General features: G+C 66.0%; 17 protein-coding genes and 1 pseudogene. 11 read left to right on the forward strand and 7 right to left on the reverse strand.

Annotated elements, in window-relative coordinates; all coding sequences use genetic code 11:
- Position 1 precedes the first annotated feature (1 nt).
- A pseudogene (locus ACG0Z6_RS00870) lies at positions 2–275 on the forward strand (MFS transporter); the annotation flags it as partial.
- A 121-nt stretch (positions 276–396) separates the two neighbouring features.
- On the opposite strand, the gene truD reads toward ACG0Z6_RS00870, so the two are convergent.
- The gene (truD, locus tag ACG0Z6_RS00875) at positions 397–1,410 is read right to left on the reverse strand and encodes a tRNA pseudouridine(13) synthase TruD (RefSeq protein ID WP_394457916.1); all 1,014 of its coding nucleotides are present in this window, start codon (positions 1,408–1,410) and stop codon (positions 397–399) included.
- A 232-nt stretch (positions 1,411–1,642) separates the two neighbouring features.
- Here truD and ACG0Z6_RS00880 point away from each other — a divergent pair, with 232 nt between their 5' ends.
- The 3 genes from ACG0Z6_RS00880 (at position 1,643) to ACG0Z6_RS00890 (ending at position 5,025) form a co-directional block, all read left to right on the forward strand.
- Positions 1,643–3,682: an acetyl/propionyl/methylcrotonyl-CoA carboxylase subunit alpha gene (locus ACG0Z6_RS00880; RefSeq protein ID WP_394458790.1), complete on the forward strand. Its 2,040-nt coding sequence runs from the start codon at positions 1,643–1,645 to the stop codon at positions 3,680–3,682.
- Positions 3,669–4,586, forward strand: a complete 918-nt coding sequence (locus ACG0Z6_RS00885; protein WP_394457918.1) for a hydroxymethylglutaryl-CoA lyase — start codon at positions 3,669–3,671, stop codon at positions 4,584–4,586. The genes ACG0Z6_RS00880 and ACG0Z6_RS00885 overlap by 14 nt, the downstream gene beginning before the upstream one ends.
- Positions 4,587–4,725: 139 nt before the next feature.
- The gene (locus ACG0Z6_RS00890; RefSeq protein ID WP_394457920.1) at positions 4,726–5,025 is read left to right on the forward strand and encodes an ElaB/YgaM/YqjD family protein; all 300 of its coding nucleotides are present in this window, start codon (positions 4,726–4,728) and stop codon (positions 5,023–5,025) included.
- A 39-nt stretch (positions 5,026–5,064) separates the two neighbouring features.
- On the opposite strand, the gene ACG0Z6_RS00895 is transcribed toward ACG0Z6_RS00890, so the two are convergent.
- Entirely contained in the window at positions 5,065–7,302 is a 2,238-nt protein-coding gene (locus tag ACG0Z6_RS00895; RefSeq protein ID WP_394457922.1) for a putative bifunctional diguanylate cyclase/phosphodiesterase, read from the reverse strand.
- Positions 7,303–7,495: 193 nt separating this feature from the next.
- Here ACG0Z6_RS00895 and ACG0Z6_RS00900 point away from each other — a divergent pair, with 193 nt between their 5' ends.
- Positions 7,496–7,873 (forward strand): phage holin family protein, encoded by a 378-nt coding sequence (locus tag ACG0Z6_RS00900; protein ID WP_394457924.1) that lies wholly within the window; start codon positions 7,496–7,498, stop codon positions 7,871–7,873.
- A gap of 1 nt (position 7,874) precedes the next feature.
- On the forward strand, positions 7,875–8,180 hold the full coding sequence (locus ACG0Z6_RS00905; protein WP_394457926.1) for a hypothetical protein: 306 nt from the start codon (positions 7,875–7,877) through the stop codon (positions 8,178–8,180).
- Positions 8,181–8,213: 33 nt separating this feature from the next.
- Here the strand turns inward: ACG0Z6_RS00905 and ACG0Z6_RS00910 are convergent, their stop codons facing one another.
- Together ACG0Z6_RS00910 and ACG0Z6_RS00915 are read right to left on the reverse strand one after the other, a co-directional pair.
- A complete protein-coding gene (locus tag ACG0Z6_RS00910; RefSeq protein WP_394458791.1) occupies positions 8,214–10,697 on the reverse strand; it encodes a YgiQ family radical SAM protein in 2,484 nt (827 codons plus the stop codon).
- 133 nt (positions 10,698–10,830) lie between these two features.
- The gene (locus ACG0Z6_RS00915; RefSeq protein ID WP_394457928.1) at positions 10,831–11,187 is read right to left on the reverse strand and encodes a PilZ domain-containing protein; all 357 of its coding nucleotides are present in this window, start codon (positions 11,185–11,187) and stop codon (positions 10,831–10,833) included.
- Between the two features lie 376 nt (positions 11,188–11,563).
- On the opposite strand from ACG0Z6_RS00915, the gene ACG0Z6_RS00920 reads away from it, so the two are divergent.
- The 4 genes from ACG0Z6_RS00920 to ACG0Z6_RS00935 all read left to right on the forward strand — a co-directional run bounded on the left by ACG0Z6_RS00920 (position 11,564) and on the right by ACG0Z6_RS00935 (position 16,566).
- Positions 11,564–14,497, forward strand: a complete 2,934-nt coding sequence (locus tag ACG0Z6_RS00920) for an adenosylcobalamin-dependent ribonucleoside-diphosphate reductase (RefSeq protein ID WP_394457931.1) — start codon at positions 11,564–11,566, stop codon at positions 14,495–14,497.
- 177 nt (positions 14,498–14,674) lie between these two features.
- Entirely contained in the window at positions 14,675–15,394 is a 720-nt protein-coding gene (locus tag ACG0Z6_RS00925) for a transporter (protein ID WP_394457933.1), read from the forward strand.
- Positions 15,395–15,883: 489 nt separating this feature from the next.
- The gene (locus ACG0Z6_RS00930) at positions 15,884–16,267 is read left to right on the forward strand and encodes an RNase A-like domain-containing protein (protein ID WP_394458792.1); all 384 of its coding nucleotides are present in this window, start codon (positions 15,884–15,886) and stop codon (positions 16,265–16,267) included.
- On the forward strand, positions 16,264–16,566 hold the full coding sequence (locus tag ACG0Z6_RS00935) for a contact-dependent growth inhibition system immunity protein (RefSeq protein WP_394457936.1): 303 nt from the start codon (positions 16,264–16,266) through the stop codon (positions 16,564–16,566). Before ACG0Z6_RS00930 ends, ACG0Z6_RS00935 begins: the two co-directional genes overlap by 4 nt.
- A gap of 1,136 nt (positions 16,567–17,702) precedes the next feature.
- On the opposite strand, the gene ACG0Z6_RS00940 is transcribed toward ACG0Z6_RS00935, so the two are convergent.
- Positions 17,703–17,912, reverse strand: coding sequence for a cysteine-rich CWC family protein (locus ACG0Z6_RS00940; protein WP_394457938.1), 210 nt, complete (start codon positions 17,910–17,912; stop codon positions 17,703–17,705).
- Entirely contained in the window at positions 17,909–19,444 is a 1,536-nt protein-coding gene (locus ACG0Z6_RS00945; RefSeq protein ID WP_394457940.1) for a malonate--CoA ligase, read from the reverse strand. Before ACG0Z6_RS00945 ends, ACG0Z6_RS00940 begins: the two co-directional genes overlap by 4 nt.
- 192 nt (positions 19,445–19,636) lie before the next feature.
- Here ACG0Z6_RS00945 and ACG0Z6_RS00950 point away from each other — a divergent pair, with 192 nt between their 5' ends.
- A complete protein-coding gene (locus ACG0Z6_RS00950; protein WP_394457942.1) occupies positions 19,637–20,254 on the forward strand; it encodes a 3-hydroxybutyrate oligomer hydrolase family protein in 618 nt (205 codons plus the stop codon).
- A 28-nt stretch (positions 20,255–20,282) separates the two neighbouring features.
- On the opposite strand, the gene ACG0Z6_RS00955 is transcribed toward ACG0Z6_RS00950, so the two are convergent.
- Positions 20,283–20,723, reverse strand: coding sequence for a response regulator (locus ACG0Z6_RS00955; RefSeq protein WP_394457944.1), 441 nt, complete (start codon positions 20,721–20,723; stop codon positions 20,283–20,285).
- Positions 20,724–20,918 lie beyond the last annotated feature (195 nt).

Consider the following 20,918-nt stretch of genomic DNA (forward strand, 5'->3'; position numbering starts at 1 on the left):
GATGAAAGCCACTCAAGTCCGAACCGTCGCGACTTTGGGGACGGCCCAGACACTGGCCTGGGCCTCTTCCTACTACTTGCCCGCGATGCTTGCCGTCCCGATGGCCCGGGACCTGGGCACATCAGTGCCGACCGTATTTGCGGCGTTCTCGGCCGCGCTCGTGGTGTCGGCCTTGCTCGGCCCTGGTCCGGATATACGGCAGGGACTCGCGCAATGCCATCACTGGCATCACGCGCATTGCCGGTTTTGCCACCACCGTCGGTTGGCCTTTGACGACGCTGCTGGCCTGCTTTGCTTGCACGGGCCCTCCCGCTGCACCCAGGCGGAGCCAACAGGTCCACCGCACTGAGCAGGCGAGCGGCCGGGCCTGACGCTCACCGTGGCACCGACCTCGCGCTACTCGCTGAGCGCGGCTTCACCCTCCACCTGCCGCTCAGGCTCGGTGGTGTGCAGCACTTCGCTCAGCACCGAGGTGGCGTAGGTGCCGGCGGGCAGGGCGAAGGTGAGCTCGAGTTGATCGGCCTGGGGCCATGCCCAGCTCATGTCGGCGGGGGTGGCCACCAGGGGGCGGCGTTCTTGGTCCAGGCCAGCGTGTTCCATGCCGTCGCACAAGGTGGCGTGGCGCTGGGCCACGGCCAGTTCCAGGGCCTGGGCTTGGTCGGTGGTGCTCACGCGGCCGCGGCCCCAGAGTGGCCCGGTGGGGCGGCCGGCGTCGTCAAGCAGGTCGCCGGGGAGGGTTTGGCCCCAGAGCCCTTGCTGGATGCGCTGCGCCAGCACTTCGTTGAAGACGAAGGAGCGCACGGCCGAGAGGTAGATGCCTTTTTTCTTCGGGTTGCGCACGCGGATTTCGCGCGCCAGCATGGCGCGGCCTTGCTCGACGTTGCCACCCTCAAAGCCAAAGCGCTGGGCGCCGAAGTAGTTGGGCACGCCCTGTGCCGCAATGGCTTGGAGGTTGGCCTCGATGGCCGCGCGGTCTCCTGCCACGTCGCGCAGCACGATGCGGAAGCGGTTGCCCTGCAGGTCGCCGGGGCGCAGTTTTTTGACGTGGCGGCTTTGGCCCAGCACCTTGAATTCGGGGTGCTGGAGCTGGGTCAGGTCCGGCGTGTCGCCCTTGGGGAAGTAGATGCTGAACCACTGGCGGGTGATGGCGTAGCGGTCTTTCAAGCCAGCGTAGCCCACGTCGCGCTCCTGCACGCCTGCGGCCTCGGCCAGTTGTTGGGCGACGAAGGCGGTGTTGGCGCCGTTTTTTTCGATGTCCAGCCAGATGTGTTCGCCCTCACCGGAGGGCAGCTGCAGCGGCAGTTCGGTCACCACGAAATCCTCGTTGAGGCTTTTCAGGGTGGCGCGGGCGCCGCTGGCCGGGTAGGCCTTGGGCCAGGGCGGCAAGGTGGTGTATTGAGCGTCGGTCATGAGGGAGTTTGACGGCACCAGCTGTGGATGAAGGCAGGTTGCCTCTCCGGCCAGGGGCGGTCCAGGGCGCGATTGTCCCCCCGCCCATGGGCCGAGCCCACATGAAAAAGCCCGCCGGATTTGCACCCTCAGCAGGTGCGGCTAAACACGGTCTAATCGCTGGCGGGAAGAACGCTGTGCCGGGGGCCTTGCTGTGAGCCAAGGCGCTGGCCGCATCTGGGAGATCGACTGCATGTTCCAAAAAATCCTCGTCGCCAACCGCGGCGAAATTGCCTGCCGTGTGGCCGCCACCGCGCGCCGCATGGGCGTGAAGACCGTGGCGGTGTATTCCGAGGCCGATGCCCAGGCCCGCCATGTGGCGGCCTGTGACGAGGCGGTGCACATCGGCGCGCCGCCGCCGCGCGAGTCCTACCTGCAGTGGCAGCGCATCATTGCCGCGGCACAGGCCACCGGGGCGCAGGCCATTCACCCGGGCTATGGCTTTTTGAGCGAGAACGAAGAGTTCGCCCAGGCCTGTGCGGACGCCGGGCTGGTCTTCATCGGCCCACCTGCTGCGGCCATTCAGGCCATGGGGCTCAAGGCCGAATCCAAGCGGCTCATGGAAGCGGCCGGGGTGCCGCTGGTGCCGGGCTACCACGGGGCTGACCAAGACCCCGCGCTGCTGCAACGCGAGGCCGTGCGCATTGGCTTTCCGGTGCTCATCAAGGCCAGCGCGGGCGGCGGCGGCAAGGGCATGCGCGCGGTCTATAACGAAGACGAATTCCAGGCCGCACTGGCCTCGTGCAAGCGCGAAGCGGCCAACAGCTTTGGCGACGATGCCGTGCTCATCGAGCGCTATGTGCAGCGCCCGCGGCACATCGAAATTCAGGTGTTTGCCGACAGCCACGGCAACTGCGTCTACCTGTTCGAGCGCGACTGCTCAGTGCAGCGCCGCCACCAAAAGGTGCTGGAAGAAGCCCCCGCGCCGGGCCTGAACGAAGCCCTGCGGCGCGAGATGGGCGAGGCCGCCGTGGCCGCCGCGCGCGCCGTGGGCTATGTGGGCGCGGGCACGGTGGAGTTCATCGTCGAGCAGCGCAGCGCCGAGGACTGGCGTTTCTATTTCATGGAAATGAACACGCGGCTGCAGGTGGAGCACCCCGTCACCGAGGCCATCACCGGGCAAGACTTGGTGGCCTGGCAGCTGCGTGTGGCTGCGGGCGAGCCGCTGCCGCTGCGCCAGGACGAGCTGCAGCGCCACGGCCATGCCATTGAGGCGCGCATCTGCGCTGAGAACCCCGAGGCTGGCTTTCTGCCCGCCACCGGCACGCTGCACGTGCTGCGCTGGCCTGCGCATGTGGCGTTTGAGCGCGCGACCTCTGCCGCGGGCGTGCGCATCGACGCGGGCGTGGGCCAGGGCGATGCCATCAGCCCCTTCTACGACTCCATGGTGGCCAAGCTCATCGTCTGGGGCGAAGACCGCGCCCAGGCCCTGCAGCGCCTGGACGCCGCGCTGCGCGACACCCACATCGTGGGCCTGCACACCAATGTGGCCTTTTTGCGCCGCTGTGCCGCCACGCGCAGCTTTGCTGAGGCCGATCTGGACACCGCCTTGATCGAACGCGAGCGCGCCGCGCTCTTCGAGCAGCCGGGCTTGCCCCTGGCGGTGGCCGCTGCCGCCGTGGTGGCCCACACCCTGGCCGAAGAGGCCGCTGGGCAAGACGCGGACCCCTGGAGCCAGCGCGACGGCTGGCGGCTGTGGGGCGGTGCCACGCGCCACTTCGAGCTGGCGCAGGGCGAGACCCAGCACAGCGTGCTGCTGGAACACCAGCACCGTGGCGGCCTGGTGCTGACCGTGCAAGGCCAGCGCCAGGCGCTGGCGCTGCGCTCCCAGAGCCCAGAGTGCCACGAGCTGTGGCTGGGCGAGGGCGCGGCGCAGCAGCGCTTCAAGGTTCACACCTACAAGCAGGGCGAGCAGGTGTCGGTGTTTTGCGCGCAGGGCGCGGCCGTGCTCACCGAGGTGGATGTGCTGGCGCACGCGGGCGAAGCGGCGCAGGGCGGCGGCGGGCTCACCGCGCCCATGCCCGGCAAGCTGGTGGCCCTGCTGGCGCAGCCGGGCCAGCGCGTCACCAAGGGCCAGCCCCTGGCGGTGATGGAGGCCATGAAGATGGAGCACACCATCAGCGCGCCGCGCGACGGCGTGGTGGGCGAGCTGTGCTTTGCCGTGGGCGACCAAGTGGGCGATGGCGCGGCCTTGCTCACGCTGTTGGAGGGCACCAGCCATGTCGCTGCCTGAACGCATCACCCTGGTCGAAGTGGGCCCGCGCGATGGCCTGCAAAACGAGAAGCAGCCCGTCTCCACCGCGCACAAAGCGCAGCTGGTGGGCTTGCTGCAGCAAGCGGGCCTGCGCGAGATTGAAGTCACCAGCTTCGTCAGCCCCAAGTGGGTGCCGCAGATGGCCGACAACGCCGCCGTCATGGCCGCCATCGAGCGCAAGCCCGGCGTGCGCTACAGCGTGCTCACGCCCAATATGCAGGGCCTGGAAGCGGCGCTGGCCTGCCAGCCCGACGAGGTGGTGGTGTTTGGCGCGGCCTCTGAGGCCTTCAGCCAGAAGAACATCAACTGCTCGATAGCTCAAAGCATTGAGCGCTTTGCCCCCGTGGTGCGCGCCGCGCGCGACCAAGGCCTCAAGGTGCGCGCCGCGCTGTCCTGCGCCGTGGCCTGCCCTTACGAGGGCGACATCCACCCTGACCGCGTGGACTGGGTGGCCCAGGCCTTGGCCGACATCGGCGTGCAGCACCTGGGCGTGGCCGACACCATTGGCGTGGGCACGCCGCGCCGCGTGCAAGCGGCCATGCAGCGCGCGCTCAAGCACTTCCCGCTGCACGAAGTCAGCGGCCATTTCCACGACACCTATGGCCAGGCGCTGACCAATGTCTACGCCTGCCTGGAGCTGGGCGTGCACACCTTTGACGCCAGCGTGGGTGGCCTGGGCGGCTGCCCCTACGCGCGCGGCGCCACGGGCAATGTGGCCACCGAAGACATCGTCTTCATGCTCAACGGCCTGGGCCTGCACACCCGCGTGGACCTGGACCGCCTGGTTGATGCTGCCGCCTTCATCGCCCAAGCCCTGGGCCGCGAGGTGCTCTCGCGCGTGGGCCGCGCCACCTTGGCCAAACGCGCCGCTGCGGTCGCTTGAGTTTTGGGGTCATTCCTTGCCATCGAGGCGCAGGGGAGGCTGTCGCTGCTTCCAAGCTCTACCGCTGCGGCGCAGCGTGCTAGGGTGCAAAAGGCGCGCTCAGGTGGGTGCGCCGTTTGTATCTTTGTGGGAGAACGATATGTCTCAGTCTTCAGAGCGTTTGCTGGAGGAGTTGCACCGTGTCGTGGCCGAGGCCGAAACGCTGTTGCGGGCTACGGCGGACCAGGCCGGTGAGGGCACGTCGGAGCTGCGCAGCCGTGTGCAGGCCACGCTCGATGGCGCGCGGCGCAGCCTGACGGAGGTGCAGCACGCGGCGGTGGACAAAGCGCGCGCGGCCGGTCGTGCCACCGATCAATACGTGCACGAGAAGCCCTGGCACGCCATTGGCCTTGCCGCAGGCGTGGGCTTGTTGGTGGGCATGCTTATCAGTCGACGCTGAGGGCTTGTGCGCGGCCATGGCCGCCGCACCTCAGGTGGCTCAGGCGCTGTGCTGCACGAGCCAGTCGTGCATTTCGTTGGCGGGCATGGCTTTGGCAAACAGCCAGCCTTGCCCCTCGTGGCAGCCCAGAGCCAGCAGGTGTTGGCGCTGGGCTTCGGTTTCAATGCCTTCGGCCACCACGCGCAGGCCCAGGCTGCAGCCGAGGTTGACCACCATTTGCGCAATGGTGGCGCTGGCGGCGGAGTTCTGTGCTTCCTGCACAAAGGCGCGGTCGATCTTGAGCCGCTCCACGCTGAGCCGCCGCAGCTGGCTCAGGGACGAGAAGCCCGTGCCAAAGTCGTCAATGGCCACGGACACGCCAGTGGCGTGAATGGCCTCCAGCACGTCTTGCACCACCGAGACGTCTTCCATGGCCATGGATTCGGTGATCTCCAGCTCTAGCGACTGCCCGGCAATGCCTGTGTCGGCCAGGGCTTTGTGCAGCTGGTCCATAAAGCCTGCGTGGCGGAACTGCGCCAGCGAGATGTTCACGGCCATGCGAATTTCGGTGTGGCCTTGGTCGTGCAGGCGGCGCAGCTGTTGCAGCGCTGTGCGCAGCACGAATTCGCCGATGGGCACGATCAAGCCGGACTGCTCGGCGATGGGGATGAACTGGTCCGGCGGCACGAACTTGCCTTCTTCGGTGCGCCAACGCAGCAGCGCCTCAAAGGCCAAGGGCCGCCCCGTGGCCAGGCAGATCTGGGGCTGGTAGGCCACGAAGAGGCGCTTTTCCTCAAAGCCCGCCCGCAGGCCTTTGAGCAGGTTGAAGCGCTCGCGCGCATCAGCGCCCATCTCAGACGAAAAGTATTGCGAGGCGCCGCGGTTCGACTGCTTGGCGCGTTTGAGCGCGATTTGCGCATCCAGCAGCAGCTCACTGCCCAGCGCGCGCGACTGTGTGAGGCGCACCAGCCCAGCCGTGGCCGACATCTTGAGGCGTTCGCCATCCACCGTGAGCGGGTCTTCAAAGAGCTGGTGTATGCATTCGGCGTTGACGATTTCATCGGGACCCAGCAACCCGAAGGTGTCGGCCCCAATGCGCGCCATGGCCGTGCTCAGACCCAGCTGCTCGCCCATGCGCCGCGCCACGGCTTGCAGAACTTGGTCGCCAAAACGGTGGCCGAAGGCGTCGTTGATGTCGGCAAAGTCGTCCAGGTCGATGAGGGCCAGCGTGATGCCGTCGGGCGTGCGCAGGTTTTGTTCCAGCAGCTCGATGAAGCGCGAGCGGTTGGGCATGCGCAGCAGCGGGTCACTGTAGGCCTGCTCCAGCAGTTGGCCGTAGAGCGTGACGTTCTCAAAGCCCACTTGCAGCTGCGAGCCAAAGGCGCGCAGCAGCTGTTGTTGGGTGGTGTCCAGGGCCTGTGTCAAGGGCAGCAGGATGCTGATACAGCGCTCGTTGCCGATCTTGAAATGCAAGCAACAGCCCACGCTGCTGTACTGCGCTGCACCCAGCTGCAGGCTGTTCAACAGCAGTTCACGCTGCGGGCCTGGGGGCACTCTGCCGAGGTTTTTGCCTTTGCTGGCGCTGTCTACACCGCAGGCAGCCAGCACCGTGGCTTGCAGTGGGTCGCCGTTTTGCAGGTGCTGGCACACCAAGCCTGCGGGGGGCAAACCCAGCAGCGCGCACAGGTGCTGCAAAGCGCCTTCGCCATAGGCTTGCAGCCCGCGCTGGCGGCTGAGCTCAACACTGGCGTCGATGATTTGTTCCAAACCCTGCTGGTGGCTGCGGATGGCGCTGATCTGGCGGAAGGAGCGTATGGCGGCCGTCAGCACCGTGTAGAGCCGTGTGCGCGTCAGCTCCGACTTGGTTTTGTAGTCGTTGATGTCGTAGGTGCGCACGGTCTCGATTTCCGGGGCATAGCCCGGCTGACCGGTGCGCAGCACGATGCGCACGGCGCGCATCTGCAGCACTTCGCGGATTTGGTGAACGAGTTGCAGACCGGCGTCCTCGGACTCCATCACCACGTCCAGCAACACCACGGCCACACCGGGTGAGCGGTCCAGCACCTGGCGTGCCTCGGCGGCCGAGTAGGCGTGCAGAAAGTTCAGGGCCTGGCCTTCGATGCGCAGGCCCTGCATGGCCAGCTCGGTGGCTTTGTGAACATCGTCGTCGTCGTCGACGATCAACACCGGCCAACCCCAGTTGGCGTTGCCCGTTTCGGCCTGGGCCTCCTCTACGTCGTCGACCAGCTCAAGCAGGTCGTCAGTGTCGACATCGGTCATGGACGTTGAAGGGGACATGCGGCGACGTTCAGGGCGACAACAGTGGTGGTATACCCGCCTCATGCGCTGCATCAGGCTGTGCGTTGCACGAATGTAGCCCAAGGGTCGCTGCCGTGGTCAGTAAGACTGTGTGGCGCAGTGCAATAGTTGCCAGCTCTGGGCCGTTCAGGGCAGTGAGGGGGAGATTGTGTCGACAGAAAAACACTCGTCAGTGTCAGAGGTATTGCGTCGGCGCCTGCTCTTGGTGTTGGCGGCTCTGAGCACTCGCTTGGCTTTGCTGGGCACCGATTTGGAGCAAGAAAAGTTGCGCCTTATGGCGGCCTTGAGTGGCCTGCTCACCGCTTGGCTGCTGGGGGCGACGGCACTTTTGATGGCCGTGTTGGCGCTGCTGCTGCTGTGCCCCGAACCCTGGCGCTGGGCGCTGGCTTCGGGGCTGGCGCTGGCGCTGGGCCTGGCGGCTTGGCGCTGCCTCGTGCATGTGCAGGCGGTGCTGAGCAGCGGCCAGCCTTTTGCGGCCACTTTGGCTGAACTGCAGCGTGACCGCGACGCTCTGGGCGGTGGCCCGTCCGCCGCGGCGCAGGGAGACTGAGATGTGGGGGCGCCAACAAGACTTGCAGCGCTTGGCACTGCGCCAGTTGGAGCTGCGCCTGCGCTGTGCGCAGCAGCGCGTGCAGCTGGCTGAAGCGGCCCAGAGCCTGCAGCAGCCTCTGGGCTGGCTGGACCTGGGCTGGCGCGTGGCGCAGCTGGTGCGCCGCGCCCCTCTGGTGTGGGGCAGTGCGGGCTTGTGGAGCAGCTGGCAGCTGCTGCGCCAGCGCGCACGCCTGGCGCGCTGGGTGGGGGTGTGGCGCATCGGGCGCCAGCTCTGGCGCTGGTGGCGGCAAACGCCGCCGCGCTGATCTGCGGCGCTTGTTGTCCGCTTGCCTTCGCGCTTAACGCTTGGGCTTGCGCCCGCTGCCCACGCCGGGGCGCGGCGGCAGGCCTGTGTGCTGGGTGAGCAGCTGGCCCGGGCCGGGCCGCGCCGGGCGGGCGGGTGCGCCTGAACTGCTGCCGCGTGCACCCGCGCCGGGTTTGAGTCCCGGCTTGGCCGCAACGGGTTTGCCGCCCGGCTTCACCACGCCCTGGGCGGGCTTGGCGGCGGCGGGGCTGCTGGCGGCCACGGCGGAGGTGGAGTTGCTGCGCCGCGCGCTGCGGTAGGCGCCGTCGGTTTGCGGCTGGTAGCTGGGGATGAGGTGGTTTTTGCCATTGCCGATGAGGTCGGCACGGCCCATGTCCTTGAGCGCCTCACGCAGCAGCGGCCAGTTGTTGGGGTCGTGGTAGCGCAAAAAGGCCTTGTGCAGGCGGCGGCGGCGCTCGCCCTTGACCACGTCCACTGCCTCGCTCTCGCGGCCCACTTTCTTGAGCGGGTTCTTGCCCGAGTGGTACATGGCCGTGGCCGTGGCCATGGGGCTGGGGTAGAAGGTCTGCACCTGGTCAGCGCGAAAGCCATTGCGCTTGAGCCAGATGGCCAGGTTCATCATGTCCTCGTCCGAGGTGCCCGGGTGCGCCGCGATGAAGTAGGGGATGAGGTATTGCTTCTTGCCCGCGGCCTCGCTGGCGGCTTCAAACAGCTGCTTGAAGCGGTCGTAGGTGCCGATGCCGGGCTTCATCATCTTCGACAGCGGCCCGCCTTCGGTGTGCTCGGGCGCGATTTTGAGGTAGCCGCCGACGTGGTGCGTCACCAGCTCCTGGATGTACTCGGGGGATTCCACCGCCAGGTCGTAGCGCAGGCCCGAGCCGATGAGGATTTTCTTGACCCCGCGCAGCGCGCGCGCCTTGCGGTAGAGCTGGATGAGCGGGCCGTGGTCGGTGCGCAGATTGGGGCAGATGCCGGGGTAGACGCAGCTGGGCTTGCGGCAGTTGGCCTCGATCTCTTTGCTCTTGCAGCCGATGTGCCACATATTGGCCGTGGGCCCGCCCAGGTCCGAGACCACGCCGGTGAAGCCCTGCACCTTGTCGCGGATGTCTTCGATCTCGCGCAGCACCGAGGCCTCGCTGCGGCTTTGGATGATGCGCCCTTCGTGCTCGGTGATGGAGCAAAAAGTGCAGCCACCAAAACAGCCGCGCATGATGTTGACGCTGAAGCGAATCATCTCCCAGGCCGGGATTTTGGTGGCGCCGTCGTGGCGGCCCTGCTCGTCGGCGTAGCGCGGGTGGGGCGAGCGCGCGTAGGGCAGGTCAAACACATGGTCCATCTCGGTCGTGGACAGCGGCAGCGGCGGTGGGTTGATCCACACATCGCGGTCCACGCCGCCCGAGCTGTGGCGCTGCACCAGGGCGCGCGCATTGCCGGGGTTGGTCTCCAGGTGCAGCACGCGGCTGGCGTGGGCGTAGAGCACGGGGTCGCGCTTGACCTGCTCGTAGGCGGGCAGCCGGATGACGCTGCGCTCGCGCGGCGGCGCGGTGATGTGGCCGCGCTCGTCGGTGCGCGCCAGGGTGCGGCGCACGATGCGAATGGGTTGTTCTTGCGGCTGTGCCGCAGCCTGCTCCACGCCAGCGGCTTGGGCCGCACCGGCCGCGGCCGAGGCGCTGCAATCGCTGCCTTGGGCGCTGGCGGTTTCTTCGGTGCTGGCGTAGGGGTTGATGAGGGCGTCGATGTGGCCGGGCGTGTCCACCTCGGTGGAGTCGATCTCAAACCAGCCGTGCAGCTGCGCGTCGTCGGGGCGGCGCATAAAGGCCGTGCCGCGCACATCGGTGATGGATTCGATGGGTTTTTTCTGCGCCAGGCGGTGGGCGATTTCGATGATGGCGCGCTCGGCGTTGCCGTAGAGCAGCAGGTCGGCCTTGGAGTCCACCAAGATGGAGCGGCGCACCTTGTCCTGCCAGTAGTCGTAGTGCGCAATGCGCCGCAGCGAGGCCTCGATGCCGCCAATGATGACGGGCACGTCTTTGTAGGCTTCGCGGCAGCGCTGGGTGTAGACCAGGGTGGCGCGGTCGGGGCGCTTGCCGGCTTCGCCGCCCGGGGTGTAGGCGTCGTCACTGCGGATTTTTCGGTCCGCCGTGTAGTGGTTGATCATGGAGTCCATATTCCCGGCGGCCACGCCAAAGAACAGGTTGGGGCGGCCCAGTGCGCGGAAAGGCTCAGCCGACTGCCAGTCGGGCTGGGCAATGATGCCCACGCGAAAGCCCTGCGCCTCCAGCGTGCGGCCAATCACGGCCATGCCAAAGCTGGGGTGGTCCACATAGGCGTCGCCGCTGACGATGATGATGTCGCAGCTGTCCCAGCCCAGTTGCTGCATCTCCTCGCGGCTCATGGGCAAGAAGGGCGCTGGGCCAAAGCGCTTGGCCCAGAACGGGCGGTAAGCGGTGAGGGCCTTGGGCGCAGCGCTGCGCGCGGGTTTGGCGGCGGCGGCGGTGGGGGAGGTCGAGGGGGGCAGGGTGGCAGTCACAGCGGCGGCGGGCTTTGGGCGCCCGAAGACCAGGCAACCGGCTATTGTCCCAAACCTCGGGGCAACCCGTAGAAGAGCCGCCTGCAAAGCCCTGCGCTAGCGCCGGGCATGTTGCACGGAATCAGTGCCCGACCAGGGTCGCCAGCTCGCGTTCGAGCAATTTGGGGTCGCCCAGATTCACCTCGATGAGGCGGCGCAGGTGGGTGATGCTCTCCAGGTCGATGGCGCGGCAGTGCAGTCCTACGTGCTGATCGCGCACAAAGGCCACTTCAGCGGCCATGGACAAGCGCACGTCGCCCAGCTGCACTTCCACCAGCGCGAACTGCCCGGCGCGGGGCACCAATTCTTGTGACAGCGCGAGCAAAGCACCCTTGAGCGAGAGATCCAGCACGCGCGCCGAATGGCGCTGTTGCAGCGTGACCAGGGTGGCGGGAGCTTCAAAGGCGACGCGGGTGAATTGACGGCGTTCCTGGCTCATGAGTGACTCCCATCGGCAGTGAGACGACAGCATGTACTGAGGCACACCGTGCCGGGCAGCGGGTTCGAGAAAGGGCGTGACATGGTTGTGTCTGGCAATGATTTTTTCGATTGACGTGACCTTGCCCCACTTTGGTGTGATGTGCCAGCCCCCAAAAAGTGGGCGTTCACCGCGGCTGGGGTGTTGCGCCAAGTGCTGATGGAGCGGCCGGTGTGGGCGCTGCCGTTTGCGCCGGATCAATGCAATGGGCCCCATCCCGATGCGGGCAATCCAGGTTCTTGGGGCCGGATGATGCGGCGCTAACATGGCCTGAGCGACCCGACCGCCGCGCCTCTTGATGCACTGGCGGGTCCTGGCTGTTTGGAGAAGCATTGCCATGAGTTCGACCTTCCCTGGAGTCTCTGAGACATCCCCCCTGCCGGCGCTGCGCCAGCCCCCCGAAACCCTGCCGCCTCAGGACATCAGCACCGAGGTGCTGCAAGAGAAATACGCCAAGGGCAAAGAGCAGCATGTCGACCAGGTGCGCCAGCGCGTGGCGCAGGCCCTGGCGGAGGTGGAATCCCAGGAGCAGCGCGACGCCTGGGTGCAGCGCTTTTTGGAGGCCCAGCGCCGCGGCTTTGTACCGGCCGGGCGCATTGCCTCGGCGGCGGGCACGGGGCTGTCCGCGACCTTGATCAACTGCTTTGTGCAGCCCGTGGGTGATGCCATTGCCGACAGCGAAGAAGGCTTCCCCGGCATCTACACCGCGCTGACCGAGGCGGCCGAGACCATGCGCCGCGGCGGCGGTGTGGGCTACGACTTTTCGCGCATACGGCCCAAGGGCGCTTGGGTGGCGTCCACGCAGTCCAAGGCCTCGGGGCCGGTGAGCTATATGCGTGTGTTCGACCGCAGCTGCGAGACGGTGGAGTCCGCCGGCAGCCGCCGCGGCGCGCAGATGGGCGTGCTGCGCTGCGACCACCCGGACATCGAGGAATTCATCCACGCCAAGGACAAGGGCGATCTGCGCAACTTCAACATCTCCGTGGGCGTGACCGACGACTTCATGCAAGCCGTGCAGGACGACGCCGAGGTGGAGCTGGTGCACAAGGCTGCGCCCTGCGACAAGCTGCGCGCCGCCGGTGCGGTGCAGCGCGGCGATGGGCTGTGGGTGTACCGCCGCGTGCGGGCGCGCCAGCTCTGGGACTTGATCATGCGCTCCACCTACGACCATGCCGAACCCGGCGTGCTGTTCCTGGACCGCATCAACGTCGACAACAACCTCTACTACTGCGAGCGCATTGCCGCCACCAACCCCTGCGCCGAGCAGCCCCTGCCTTCTTATGGCTGCTGCTGCCTGGGTTCGGTCAACCTCACGCAATACGTGATCGACCCCTTCTTGCCGCAGGCCCGCTTTGACGAAGCCGGGTTTGCCGAGGTCTGCAAGACCGCGGTGCGCATGCTGGACAACGTGCTCGATGCCACCTTGTGGCCGCTGCCCGCGCAGGCGCAGGAAGCCGCCAACAAGCGCCGCGTGGGCCTGGGCTTTACCGGCCTGGGTGACACGCTGGTGATGCTGGGCCTGCGCTACGACAGCGATGCCGCACGCGAGGCCGCGCAGCGCATCAGCGAGGTCATGCGCGACGCGGCTTACGAGGCCAGCGCTGACCTGGCGCTGGAGCGCGGCGCTTTCCCGCTCTTCAACGCCGACCTGTATCTGGCCGGGGGCAACTTTGCCTCGCGCCTGCCCAATTGGCTCAAAGACAAAATCCGCCGCCAGGGCCTGCGCAACTCGCACCTGCTGTCCATCGCCCCCACGGGCACCATCAGCCTGGCCTTTGCCGACAACGCCAGCAACGGCATCGAGCCCGCGTTCTCGTGGAGCTACACGCGCAAAAAGCGCATGGCCGATGGCAGCACCAAAGACTATGCGGTGGAGGACCACGCCTGGCGCCTGTTCCGCCATATGTTTGGCACCGAGGTGCCGCTGCCTGCGGCCTTTGTGACTGCGCTGGAGCTGCAAGCCGCCGACCACGAAGCCATGGTGGCCGCGGTGGCGCCCTATATCGACACCTCGATTTCCAAGACCGTCAACGTCCCGGCCGACTACCCCTACGAGGACTTCCAGGACCTGTACTTCGCGGCCTGGAAGAGCGGGCTCAAGGGCCTGGCCACTTACCGGCCCAATGCGGTGCTGGGCTCGGTGCTGTCGGTCACGCCCGAGGTGCAGCCAGAGCCGCTCAAGCCCGCCGCCGGAGGCAACGAGCGGCTGCGCCTGGAGCGCCTGCCCAAGCCCGTGCTGGCCTCGCTGCGCTGGCCCAGCCGGCCTGAGCTGCCCAGCGGCAACCCGGCCTGGTCCACCATGATTCGCTACCCGCATGGGGACTTCGCGCTCTTCGTGGGCGAGCTGCCCGCCAACGGGCCCGAGGCTGGCCTGTTCGAGCGCAACCTGCCTTTTGAGGTCTGGGTCAACGGCGCTGAGCAACCGCGCGGCCTGGCGGCGCTGGCCAAGACGCTGTCGCTGGACATGCGCTGCCACGACGCCGCCTGGCTCAAGCTCAAGCTCGACGCCCTGGCCACCGTGGCCGAGGAACGCAGCTTTGAAATGCCCATGCCGCCCAGCGGCGAGACGCGCCTCTTCCCCGGCGTGGTGGCCGCCACGGCGGCAGTGATTCGCTGGCGCTGCGAGCAGCTCGGCGCGCTGCAAGAAGGCGGGCCCACGCCGGTGATGGACGCGCTCTTTGCCCTCGAGGAACCCCGCACCGGCGTGCAAGGCACGCTGGCCTGGGCGGTGGACGTGGACAACCCCGCCAGCGGCGAGCAGTTCACGCTCACGCTCAAGGAAGTGAGCCTGCCCGCGCCCACGGGCGAGGGCCATGTCACGCGCCCCTGCGCCATGGGCCTGTCGGGCAACTACCCCAAGGCGCTGGACGGGCTGGCGCGGCTCTTGTCGCTGGACATGCGCGTGCTGGACCCGGCCTGGATCGGCATGAAGCTGCGCAAGCTGCTGAACGTGGGCGAACCGCTGGGCCACTTCATGGCCTCCGTGCCCAACCTCAGCGGCGAACGCCGCCAGCAGGTCTGGCCCAGCACCGTGGCCTATGTGGCGCGCCTCATCATCCACCGCTACGCCATGCTGGGCGTGCTGGACGAGCAGGGCTACCCCCTGGTGGACATGGGCCTGCTGCAAGCCCCGCGCGCCAGCGTGCCCAAGCCCGCCGGGCTGGCCCTGCAAGGCGGAAAAACCTGCAGCGAATGCGGTAACGCCACGCTCATTCACAAAGACGGCTGCGAGTTCTGCACCGCCTGCGGCTTTGTGGGGCAATGCGGTTGAGGGGGCGATAGTGGGGCAGCCTGAACACAGGGCTCAATAGTCCTGGTGCTGGAGTGGCGACCTCTTTACGATCGCCGCTTTGACTGAGGAGCCGCGATGAACATGCGTGTTGTTGTAGCGATTTGCACTTGGGCTCTGGCCTGCAGTACGGCACAGAGCGCACCCACCGCCGATGAATTGGCCAAAGCCTCAGCCAATCCTGTGGCTGCCATGACCAGCGTGCCTTTGCAGTTCAACTGGGACCGTGGCGCGGGGCTTGATGGCCGGAGCACCCAGTTCACCCTGAATGTGCAGCCGGTCATTCCCGTGTCGCTCGACCCGGAGTGGAACCTCATCACCCGGGTCATCGTGCCAGTGCTTCGTCAGCCCGAATGGGTGGCGGGGCAAGGAGCGGCAAGCGGCGTGGGTGATTTGGTGCTGACAGCATTTCTTTCCCCAGCCAAGGCGAGCGGCTTGATTTGGGGTGTAGGCCCGGTTTTGGTGGCGCCAAGCGCCACCCAAAAGCGACTCGGAGCAGACCAATGGGCCGTGGGTCCCAGCGTTGTGATGTTGGTGGAGTCCGGCAATTGGTCCTATGGCAGCTTGGCCAATCATCTGCTTCGTGTCAGCGGTGGTGAGGGACGGACGAAGATCAACGCGACGTTTTTGAACCCCTTTGCCAGCTACCGTCTGGGTCAAGGATGGTCGGCAACTTTGGCGCCGGAGTACACCTACAACTGGGAAGGGCAAGCGGGCAAGAAGGTGACATTTCCGATGGTGGGGGTGGTCAGCAAGGTGACGCGTATCGGTGGTCAGATGCTCAGTGTTGGGGTCGGTTACAAGCACTACCTGCAGTCGCCTGATGAACGACCAGACCACGGATTTCGTCTGGCGCTGACCTTTTTGTTTCCTCACTGAGGCAGTGCTACCGCGCAGCAGCAGCAGGGCTTAGGGCACGCCAGCAACGCGGGCGCTGAGCTCGCGCAGGCAGCGGTCCGGGGGTGATGCTCATGCGAACAAATCCTGGCACTGCCCCCAAAGTTCAACGCTTGTCAAGCCACAGCCTTGCCGAATGGCTGGCTCAGTGCGAAACGCGAGAAGAAGCGTTTAAGCGCGCGTACACAGAGAGTGGCCTGAGCATGACGATGATTGCCAAGGAAGTCGGCCTGACGCTGGCCAAAGTCAGTCAGTTGATCGCCAAGGCTGAGCGCAAGGAGCGGGAGGAATAGCTGGTGGGGGTAAATATTTAAGACTTGACCCCGAATTTTCGTCGCGACGATAGCCGGGCCAGGGGCCCGGGCGCTGGTGAGTGAGGGCGTCAGCCTATTGAGGGCGGGGCAGGCTGGGCGATGGGGCGGTACTGTTGGCAATGCCGCTGATGAGGCGGCAGCACCGTTCAGCCGGTTGGTGCCCGGAGGTGGTCTTCAAGTTCATGAGAACGCTGGCGGCCACCTGTTGGAGAAGCACGTAGGCAAGACTGAGCTCGACTTGCGGAACCGCCTAGCCGCTGAGCCAAACATCACGGGCTCATCCTCGTTCTACGACCGCCCTGCGGCCGAGAGTGCCGTGTCGCAGACACTTGACGCAAACCAAATCAAGGTTTCAGATTGGCTCAGCGGAACCGCCCCGCGCTTGCGCCTTGACCACGCGCTCACTGGGCCTGCAGGGATTTCAGTGACGCGAGGTGCCGGTGGCGCGGTGGATGCGAGTTCCGTGCGAGTCATTCTTGTGCGCGACCCGCGCATGCCAACGGGATACAGAACTCTTACCGGCTTTCCTACATTGCCATGACCACCAATCATTACCCTGAGCTGTCCGACATTCTTGGAAGCTATTTCCACCAAGACTGGGCTGCTGAGTTCCAAACGGATGATGCTGCCCTGCAGACCATCGTCGCCGGTGAGTCACCTGCGCGGTTGAAGAGTGCTGCTGCTGAACTCGACTTGCTGCTGCGCAAGGGCTTAGCCCAAGACGCGCTGCGGACCGTCATCACTATCGAGCTGGGGTGTTTCTTCGAGCCACATTCGCGCAATCTTTCCTGGGAGGAGTGGCTTTCCCACGTGAAGCGAAAGTTTGAAGAGGGCTGCTGACAGGGGACAACGGGGTCAAATCTTAATTATTGAGTCTTGCCTATCACGCCCGTCCCCATTTCTCGCACGCTCAGCCCGGCTGACCAGCTGGCTCACGCGCGCCACGGTCAAGCCCAGTTCGGCTGCCATGGCGGTCATGGTCAGGCCTCCCTCGTCATGTGCCCGTCGCAGCCCCTCCTCTCGGCTGGGCGCCGGAATTCGGAGTCAGGTCTCAAATATTTAGTCCTTGCCCCGCCGATCCGCAGCCCGCTCGATGATCCTTTGCCGCACCTCATCGGAATTTGAGGTCAAGTCTCAAATCTTGTCAGTTGATAGCCAAGGCTGAGCGCAAGGAGCGGGAGGAATAGCTGGTGGGGGTATATCTTTGAGGCCTGACCTCGATTCCCCGCATCATCGACAAAGATGTCTTCCCGCCTGTACCACGCGCGGTCACGTGGTACAGCGCACCCGGGAACTCGATACGCAGAGGACGAGACATGACGGCAAGTATGCTTACCGACTGGCCTCGGGGTGTAGAGGGTAAATATTTAAGACTTGACCCCGAATTTGCTTTTCATCCACAAATGTCTGACGCACCCGTGATTGATTGGTCCGTTTGGGACCGTAAGCCTGTTGTCTCCTGGTCATGGAGCGGCGCATCGACGCGAGTAATGTTTCAGAAGCCGCCAATCGCTGTGTGCCCGTTGATTGCCCATGGTCAGATGGCAATCGTCGGAGACTTCGAAGAGTGTGGGTCTGAGAACCTGTTCATCTACTCTCCGGCAGGAGACCTGCTGCGCAAACATCGAGCACCTGGGCTTGGTGCCAACGCGCAGTTTGGAGCTGTTCGGGAGGCGGGGGGGGCTCTTGAGGTGACAGTCGGTTACTCAGACGACCAGGGGCGGTGGGTCGAGGTCGCCGGCGTGCTCAATCCTCAGGACGGAAGCCTCACTGAGATGCGCCGAGGGTATTAGGCGCAGGTCGCTCTTGGCAGTAAATCTCAAGGACACCCAAGATCTTGGGAATTTGGGGTCAGGTCTTAAATGTTAAGTCCCCACCCGCCGACCCGCCGCCCGCGCCCGCTCGATGATCCTGCGCCGCGCCTCCTCGTCGCTGAGCTGGCCGTCGTCGTGATCGGCGTCAGAGCCTATCGGTGCCTACGCAGGTGGGACTTGGCCCGTGCTGAGTTCGCGCAGGCAGCGCAGGCACAGGCAGGCGCCCGGCCAGCGTTGGGCCAGCTCGGCGCGCAGTGCGGGTGTGAGCGTGAGGGTCTGGCAGTCGCAGTGGCTGTCTTGCACGCCGCAGTGAAAAGCCTGGCCGCAGCGCGGGCAGCGGTCCAGGGCCTGGGGTGCCGGGGTGGTACTCATGCGAACAGGTCCTGGTATTGCTGGCGCAGCAGGTTTTTCTGCACCTTGCCCATGGCGTTGCGCGGCAGCTCTGGCACCAGCAGCAGCTGTTTGGGCACTTTGAAGCCCGCAATGCGCTGCTTGAGCGTGGCCAGCATCTGCGCGGCATCCGGCGTGGCGCCGGCCTGTGCCACCACCACGGCCACCACGGCTTCGCCGAAGTCGGGGTGGGGGGCGCCGATCACGGCGGACTCGGCCACGCCGGGCAGTTCGTTGATAAAGCCCTCCACCTCAGCCGGGTAGACGTTGTAGCCGCCGCTGATGATGAGGTCTTTGCTGCGCCCGACGATGCGCAGATAGCCCTGTGCGTCCAGCTGCCCGACATCACCTGTTTTGAACCAGCCATCGGCGCTGAACTCGGCCGCCGTTTTCTCGGGCATGCACCAGTAGCCGCTGAAGACGTTGGGGCCGCGCACTTGGATGTGCCCGATGTGCTCGGCCGCGCAGGGCTGGCCGGCGTCGTCCACCACGCGCAGGCCCACGCCGGGCAGGGCCGGGCCCACGGTGCCGCCCATGCGCTGCTGCGGGTCGTAGGGGTTGGAGCTCAGCATCAGCGTCTCGCTCATGCCGTAGCGTTCCAGAATCGTGTGGCCGGTGCGTTCTTGCCAGCTGCGGAAGGTCTCCAGCAGCAGGGGTGCTGAGCCGCTGATGAACAGCCGCATAGCCGCACAGTGCTGAGGCGTGAGGCCGCGCTCGGCCAGCAGGCGCACATAGAGCGTGGGTACGCCCATGAACACGGTGGCGCGCGGCAACAGGGCCAGCACCGTGGCGGCGTCAAAACGGTTCACCCACAGCATGCGCGCGCCGGCCAGCAGCGCGCCGTGCGAGGCCACAAAGAGCCCGTGCACGTGGAAGATGGGCAGGGCGTGGATGAGCACGTCCTCGCCCCGCCAGGCCCACAAGTCTTTGAGCACCTGCGCGTTGCTGAGCAAGTTGGCGTGGCTGAGCATGGCGCCTTTGCTGCGCCCCGTGGTGCCGCTGGTGTAGAGGATGGCGGCCAGCTCGCTGCCGCGCTTGTGCGCCACCTGGTGTTGGTCGCTCATGTGCTGGGCGCGGTCCAGCAATGTGCCGCTGCGGTCCTCGTTGAGCGTGAAGACCCAGGGCACGCCGCGCGTGAAAGCCAGCTTGCTGATCCAGCCGAAATTTCGCCCCGCACACACCACCACAGCGGGCTTGGCGTCCTCGATGAAATAGGCCAGCTCGGCGTCTTGGTAAGCACTGTTGAGCGGCACATAGACATGGCCTGCGCGCAGCACGGCCAGGTACAGCGTCAGGGCCTCCACGCTCTTGTCCACCTGCACCAAAACGCGGCTGGCGGGCTCCAGCTGCAGCTGTTCCAGCCAGTTGGCCAGCATGGCGCTGGCGCGCTCCAAATCCAGCCAGCTGTAGCGCAGCGGCGCAGCGGCATCGGCCACCTCGATGGCGCAGGCCTGCAGGTCTTCTGGGAAGCCTTGACGCAGGGCAAGAAAGAGATTGTCGTTGGCGCTGTCCATGGTGGGCGAAGGGGGCTGAGGGCCGGGATGGCGGGCATTGTTGCACTGCAAACCCTTGTCACTTAAGTCAGTGGACTTGATGAAATAAACCCCTGACTGCGGGGGACTCTGGGGATGTGCTTGTCCGGCCAAGCCGGTAAAAACGCACACAGAAGCTGCATACGAATTTGAAAAACAAGGTCAGGGGAAATCATGGTTGCAGGCTGGGTCAAGCTCTGTGTCGGCGCCTTCATGGCGCTGATGCTGGCGCAGTTGTGGGGGTGCGGGGGTGCTGTCAACGCACCGCAGGCGCTCAATGCCAAACCCCATTGGCTGGGTGAAGTTAAACACCTGAAGGGTCAGCCCGGCAACGAATATCTGACCTTGCTGGGCGGTGCAGACCCCCAGCACATGGCCGCCGTCTTGGTGCAAGTGCCCGTGGGCTTCAACCCGCAGCAGCCCTGCATCATCACCGCCGCCGTGTCTGCCAGCCAAGGCGTCTATGGTCAGAGTGCCGCAGCCGACGTGGGCTTGCGCAATGGCTGCGCGGTGGTGCGCCTGGAGACTCAGAACGAGGCTCCCGTGATGCAAGCCAGCACCTTGGAGCGTCGCAGCACTGCGGCGCCCAGCAGCGCTGCACTGTGGGACGCCTCCACGCGCCGTGCGTTGAGCTTTGCGTTTTTCGTGCTCAACGAGCAATACGGCAGCGTGGACCGGTCGGGTCGGCGTCAGGTGCGCATCCTGCCGGGGCAGACGGTGGTCATCACCACCGCAGACCGCCCCATGCAAGTGGTGCAGGGCCCCGCAACCCCTGTAGCACCTTTGGTTTGAACGTTTGAGCCGCGCGCCTCCCGGCGCGTCAGCTGCTCATGGCCACGGGCAGTGGCAGCCAGCGGGCAAGCCGCTCGCGCAGCGTGAGGTAGTCCAGCGGCTTGGTCAGGTGCTCGTTCATGCCCGCGCGCAGGCTCTCGGCCACATCGCTCTCCAGGGCATGGGCCGTCAGCGCCAGAATGGGGAAGTGCTTGAGCCGCCCATGCGTTTGCTCTTCACGCAGCCGCCGTGTGCACTCCAGCCCGTCCATCTCGGGCATCTGGATGTCCATCAGCACCAAATCCGGCGCCTGGCGGTAGCAGCACTCCAGGGCCTCCACGCCGTTGTCGGCCAATTCCACCCTCACCCCCATCATGCGCAGGAACTCCATGGCCACCACTTGGTTGATGGCGTTGTCCTCCACCACCAGCACCAGCGGCGCGGCTGTGGCTTGGGCGGGGTTCGAGGGGTGCGGGGTCAGGCTTGACATGGATGGAGGCAGAACGGCTGGGCCGCGGTAACGGCGCTGGGGTGCAGGAATTGTGAGGGCTTGTGGCGGAAAGCGGCCCAACGATAACCCCTGCAGTCGGGGGCGAGGCGTCACCAGAAGTGAGGGGTCGTGAATGGCGGCAACAACTCATCAGACAAGATGATGAGAGTCCTCTGCCAGAATGCTTCCCCCACG

It is taken from the genome of Roseateles rivi (assembly GCF_043555845.1).
Classification (GTDB): Bacteria; Pseudomonadota; Gammaproteobacteria; order Burkholderiales; family Burkholderiaceae_C; genus Roseateles; species Roseateles rivi.

Bases quoted from the DNA above. Each gene is read 5' to 3' on its own strand.
- ACG0Z6_RS00950 (WP_394457942.1), top strand. From the start codon at position 19,637: ATGGTTGCAGGCTGGGTCAAGCTCTGTGTCGGCGCCTTCATGGCGCTG.
- ACG0Z6_RS00890 (WP_394457920.1), top strand. From the start codon at position 4,726: ATGTCTCAGTCTTCAGAGCGTTTGCTGGAGGAGTTGCACCGTGTCGTG.
- truD (WP_394457916.1), bottom strand. From the start codon at position 1,410: ATGACCGACGCTCAATACACCACCTTGCCGCCCTGGCCCAAGGCCTAC.
- ACG0Z6_RS00895 (WP_394457922.1), bottom strand. From the start codon at position 7,302: ATGTCCCCTTCAACGTCCATGACCGATGTCGACACTGACGACCTGCTT.
- ACG0Z6_RS00955 (WP_394457944.1), bottom strand. From the start codon at position 20,723: ATGTCAAGCCTGACCCCGCACCCCTCGAACCCCGCCCAAGCCACAGCC.
- ACG0Z6_RS00940 (WP_394457938.1), bottom strand. From the start codon at position 17,912: ATGAGTACCACCCCGGCACCCCAGGCCCTGGACCGCTGCCCGCGCTGC.
- ACG0Z6_RS00905 (WP_394457926.1), top strand. From the start codon at position 7,875: ATGTGGGGGCGCCAACAAGACTTGCAGCGCTTGGCACTGCGCCAGTTG.
- ACG0Z6_RS00885 (WP_394457918.1), top strand. From the start codon at position 3,669: ATGTCGCTGCCTGAACGCATCACCCTGGTCGAAGTGGGCCCGCGCGAT.
- ACG0Z6_RS00880 (WP_394458790.1), top strand. From the start codon at position 1,643: ATGTTCCAAAAAATCCTCGTCGCCAACCGCGGCGAAATTGCCTGCCGT.
- ACG0Z6_RS00915 (WP_394457928.1), bottom strand. From the start codon at position 11,187: ATGAGCCAGGAACGCCGTCAATTCACCCGCGTCGCCTTTGAAGCTCCC.
- ACG0Z6_RS00920 (WP_394457931.1), top strand. From the start codon at position 11,564: ATGAGTTCGACCTTCCCTGGAGTCTCTGAGACATCCCCCCTGCCGGCG.
- ACG0Z6_RS00935 (WP_394457936.1), top strand. From the start codon at position 16,264: ATGACCACCAATCATTACCCTGAGCTGTCCGACATTCTTGGAAGCTAT.
- ACG0Z6_RS00945 (WP_394457940.1), bottom strand. From the start codon at position 19,444: ATGGACAGCGCCAACGACAATCTCTTTCTTGCCCTGCGTCAAGGCTTC.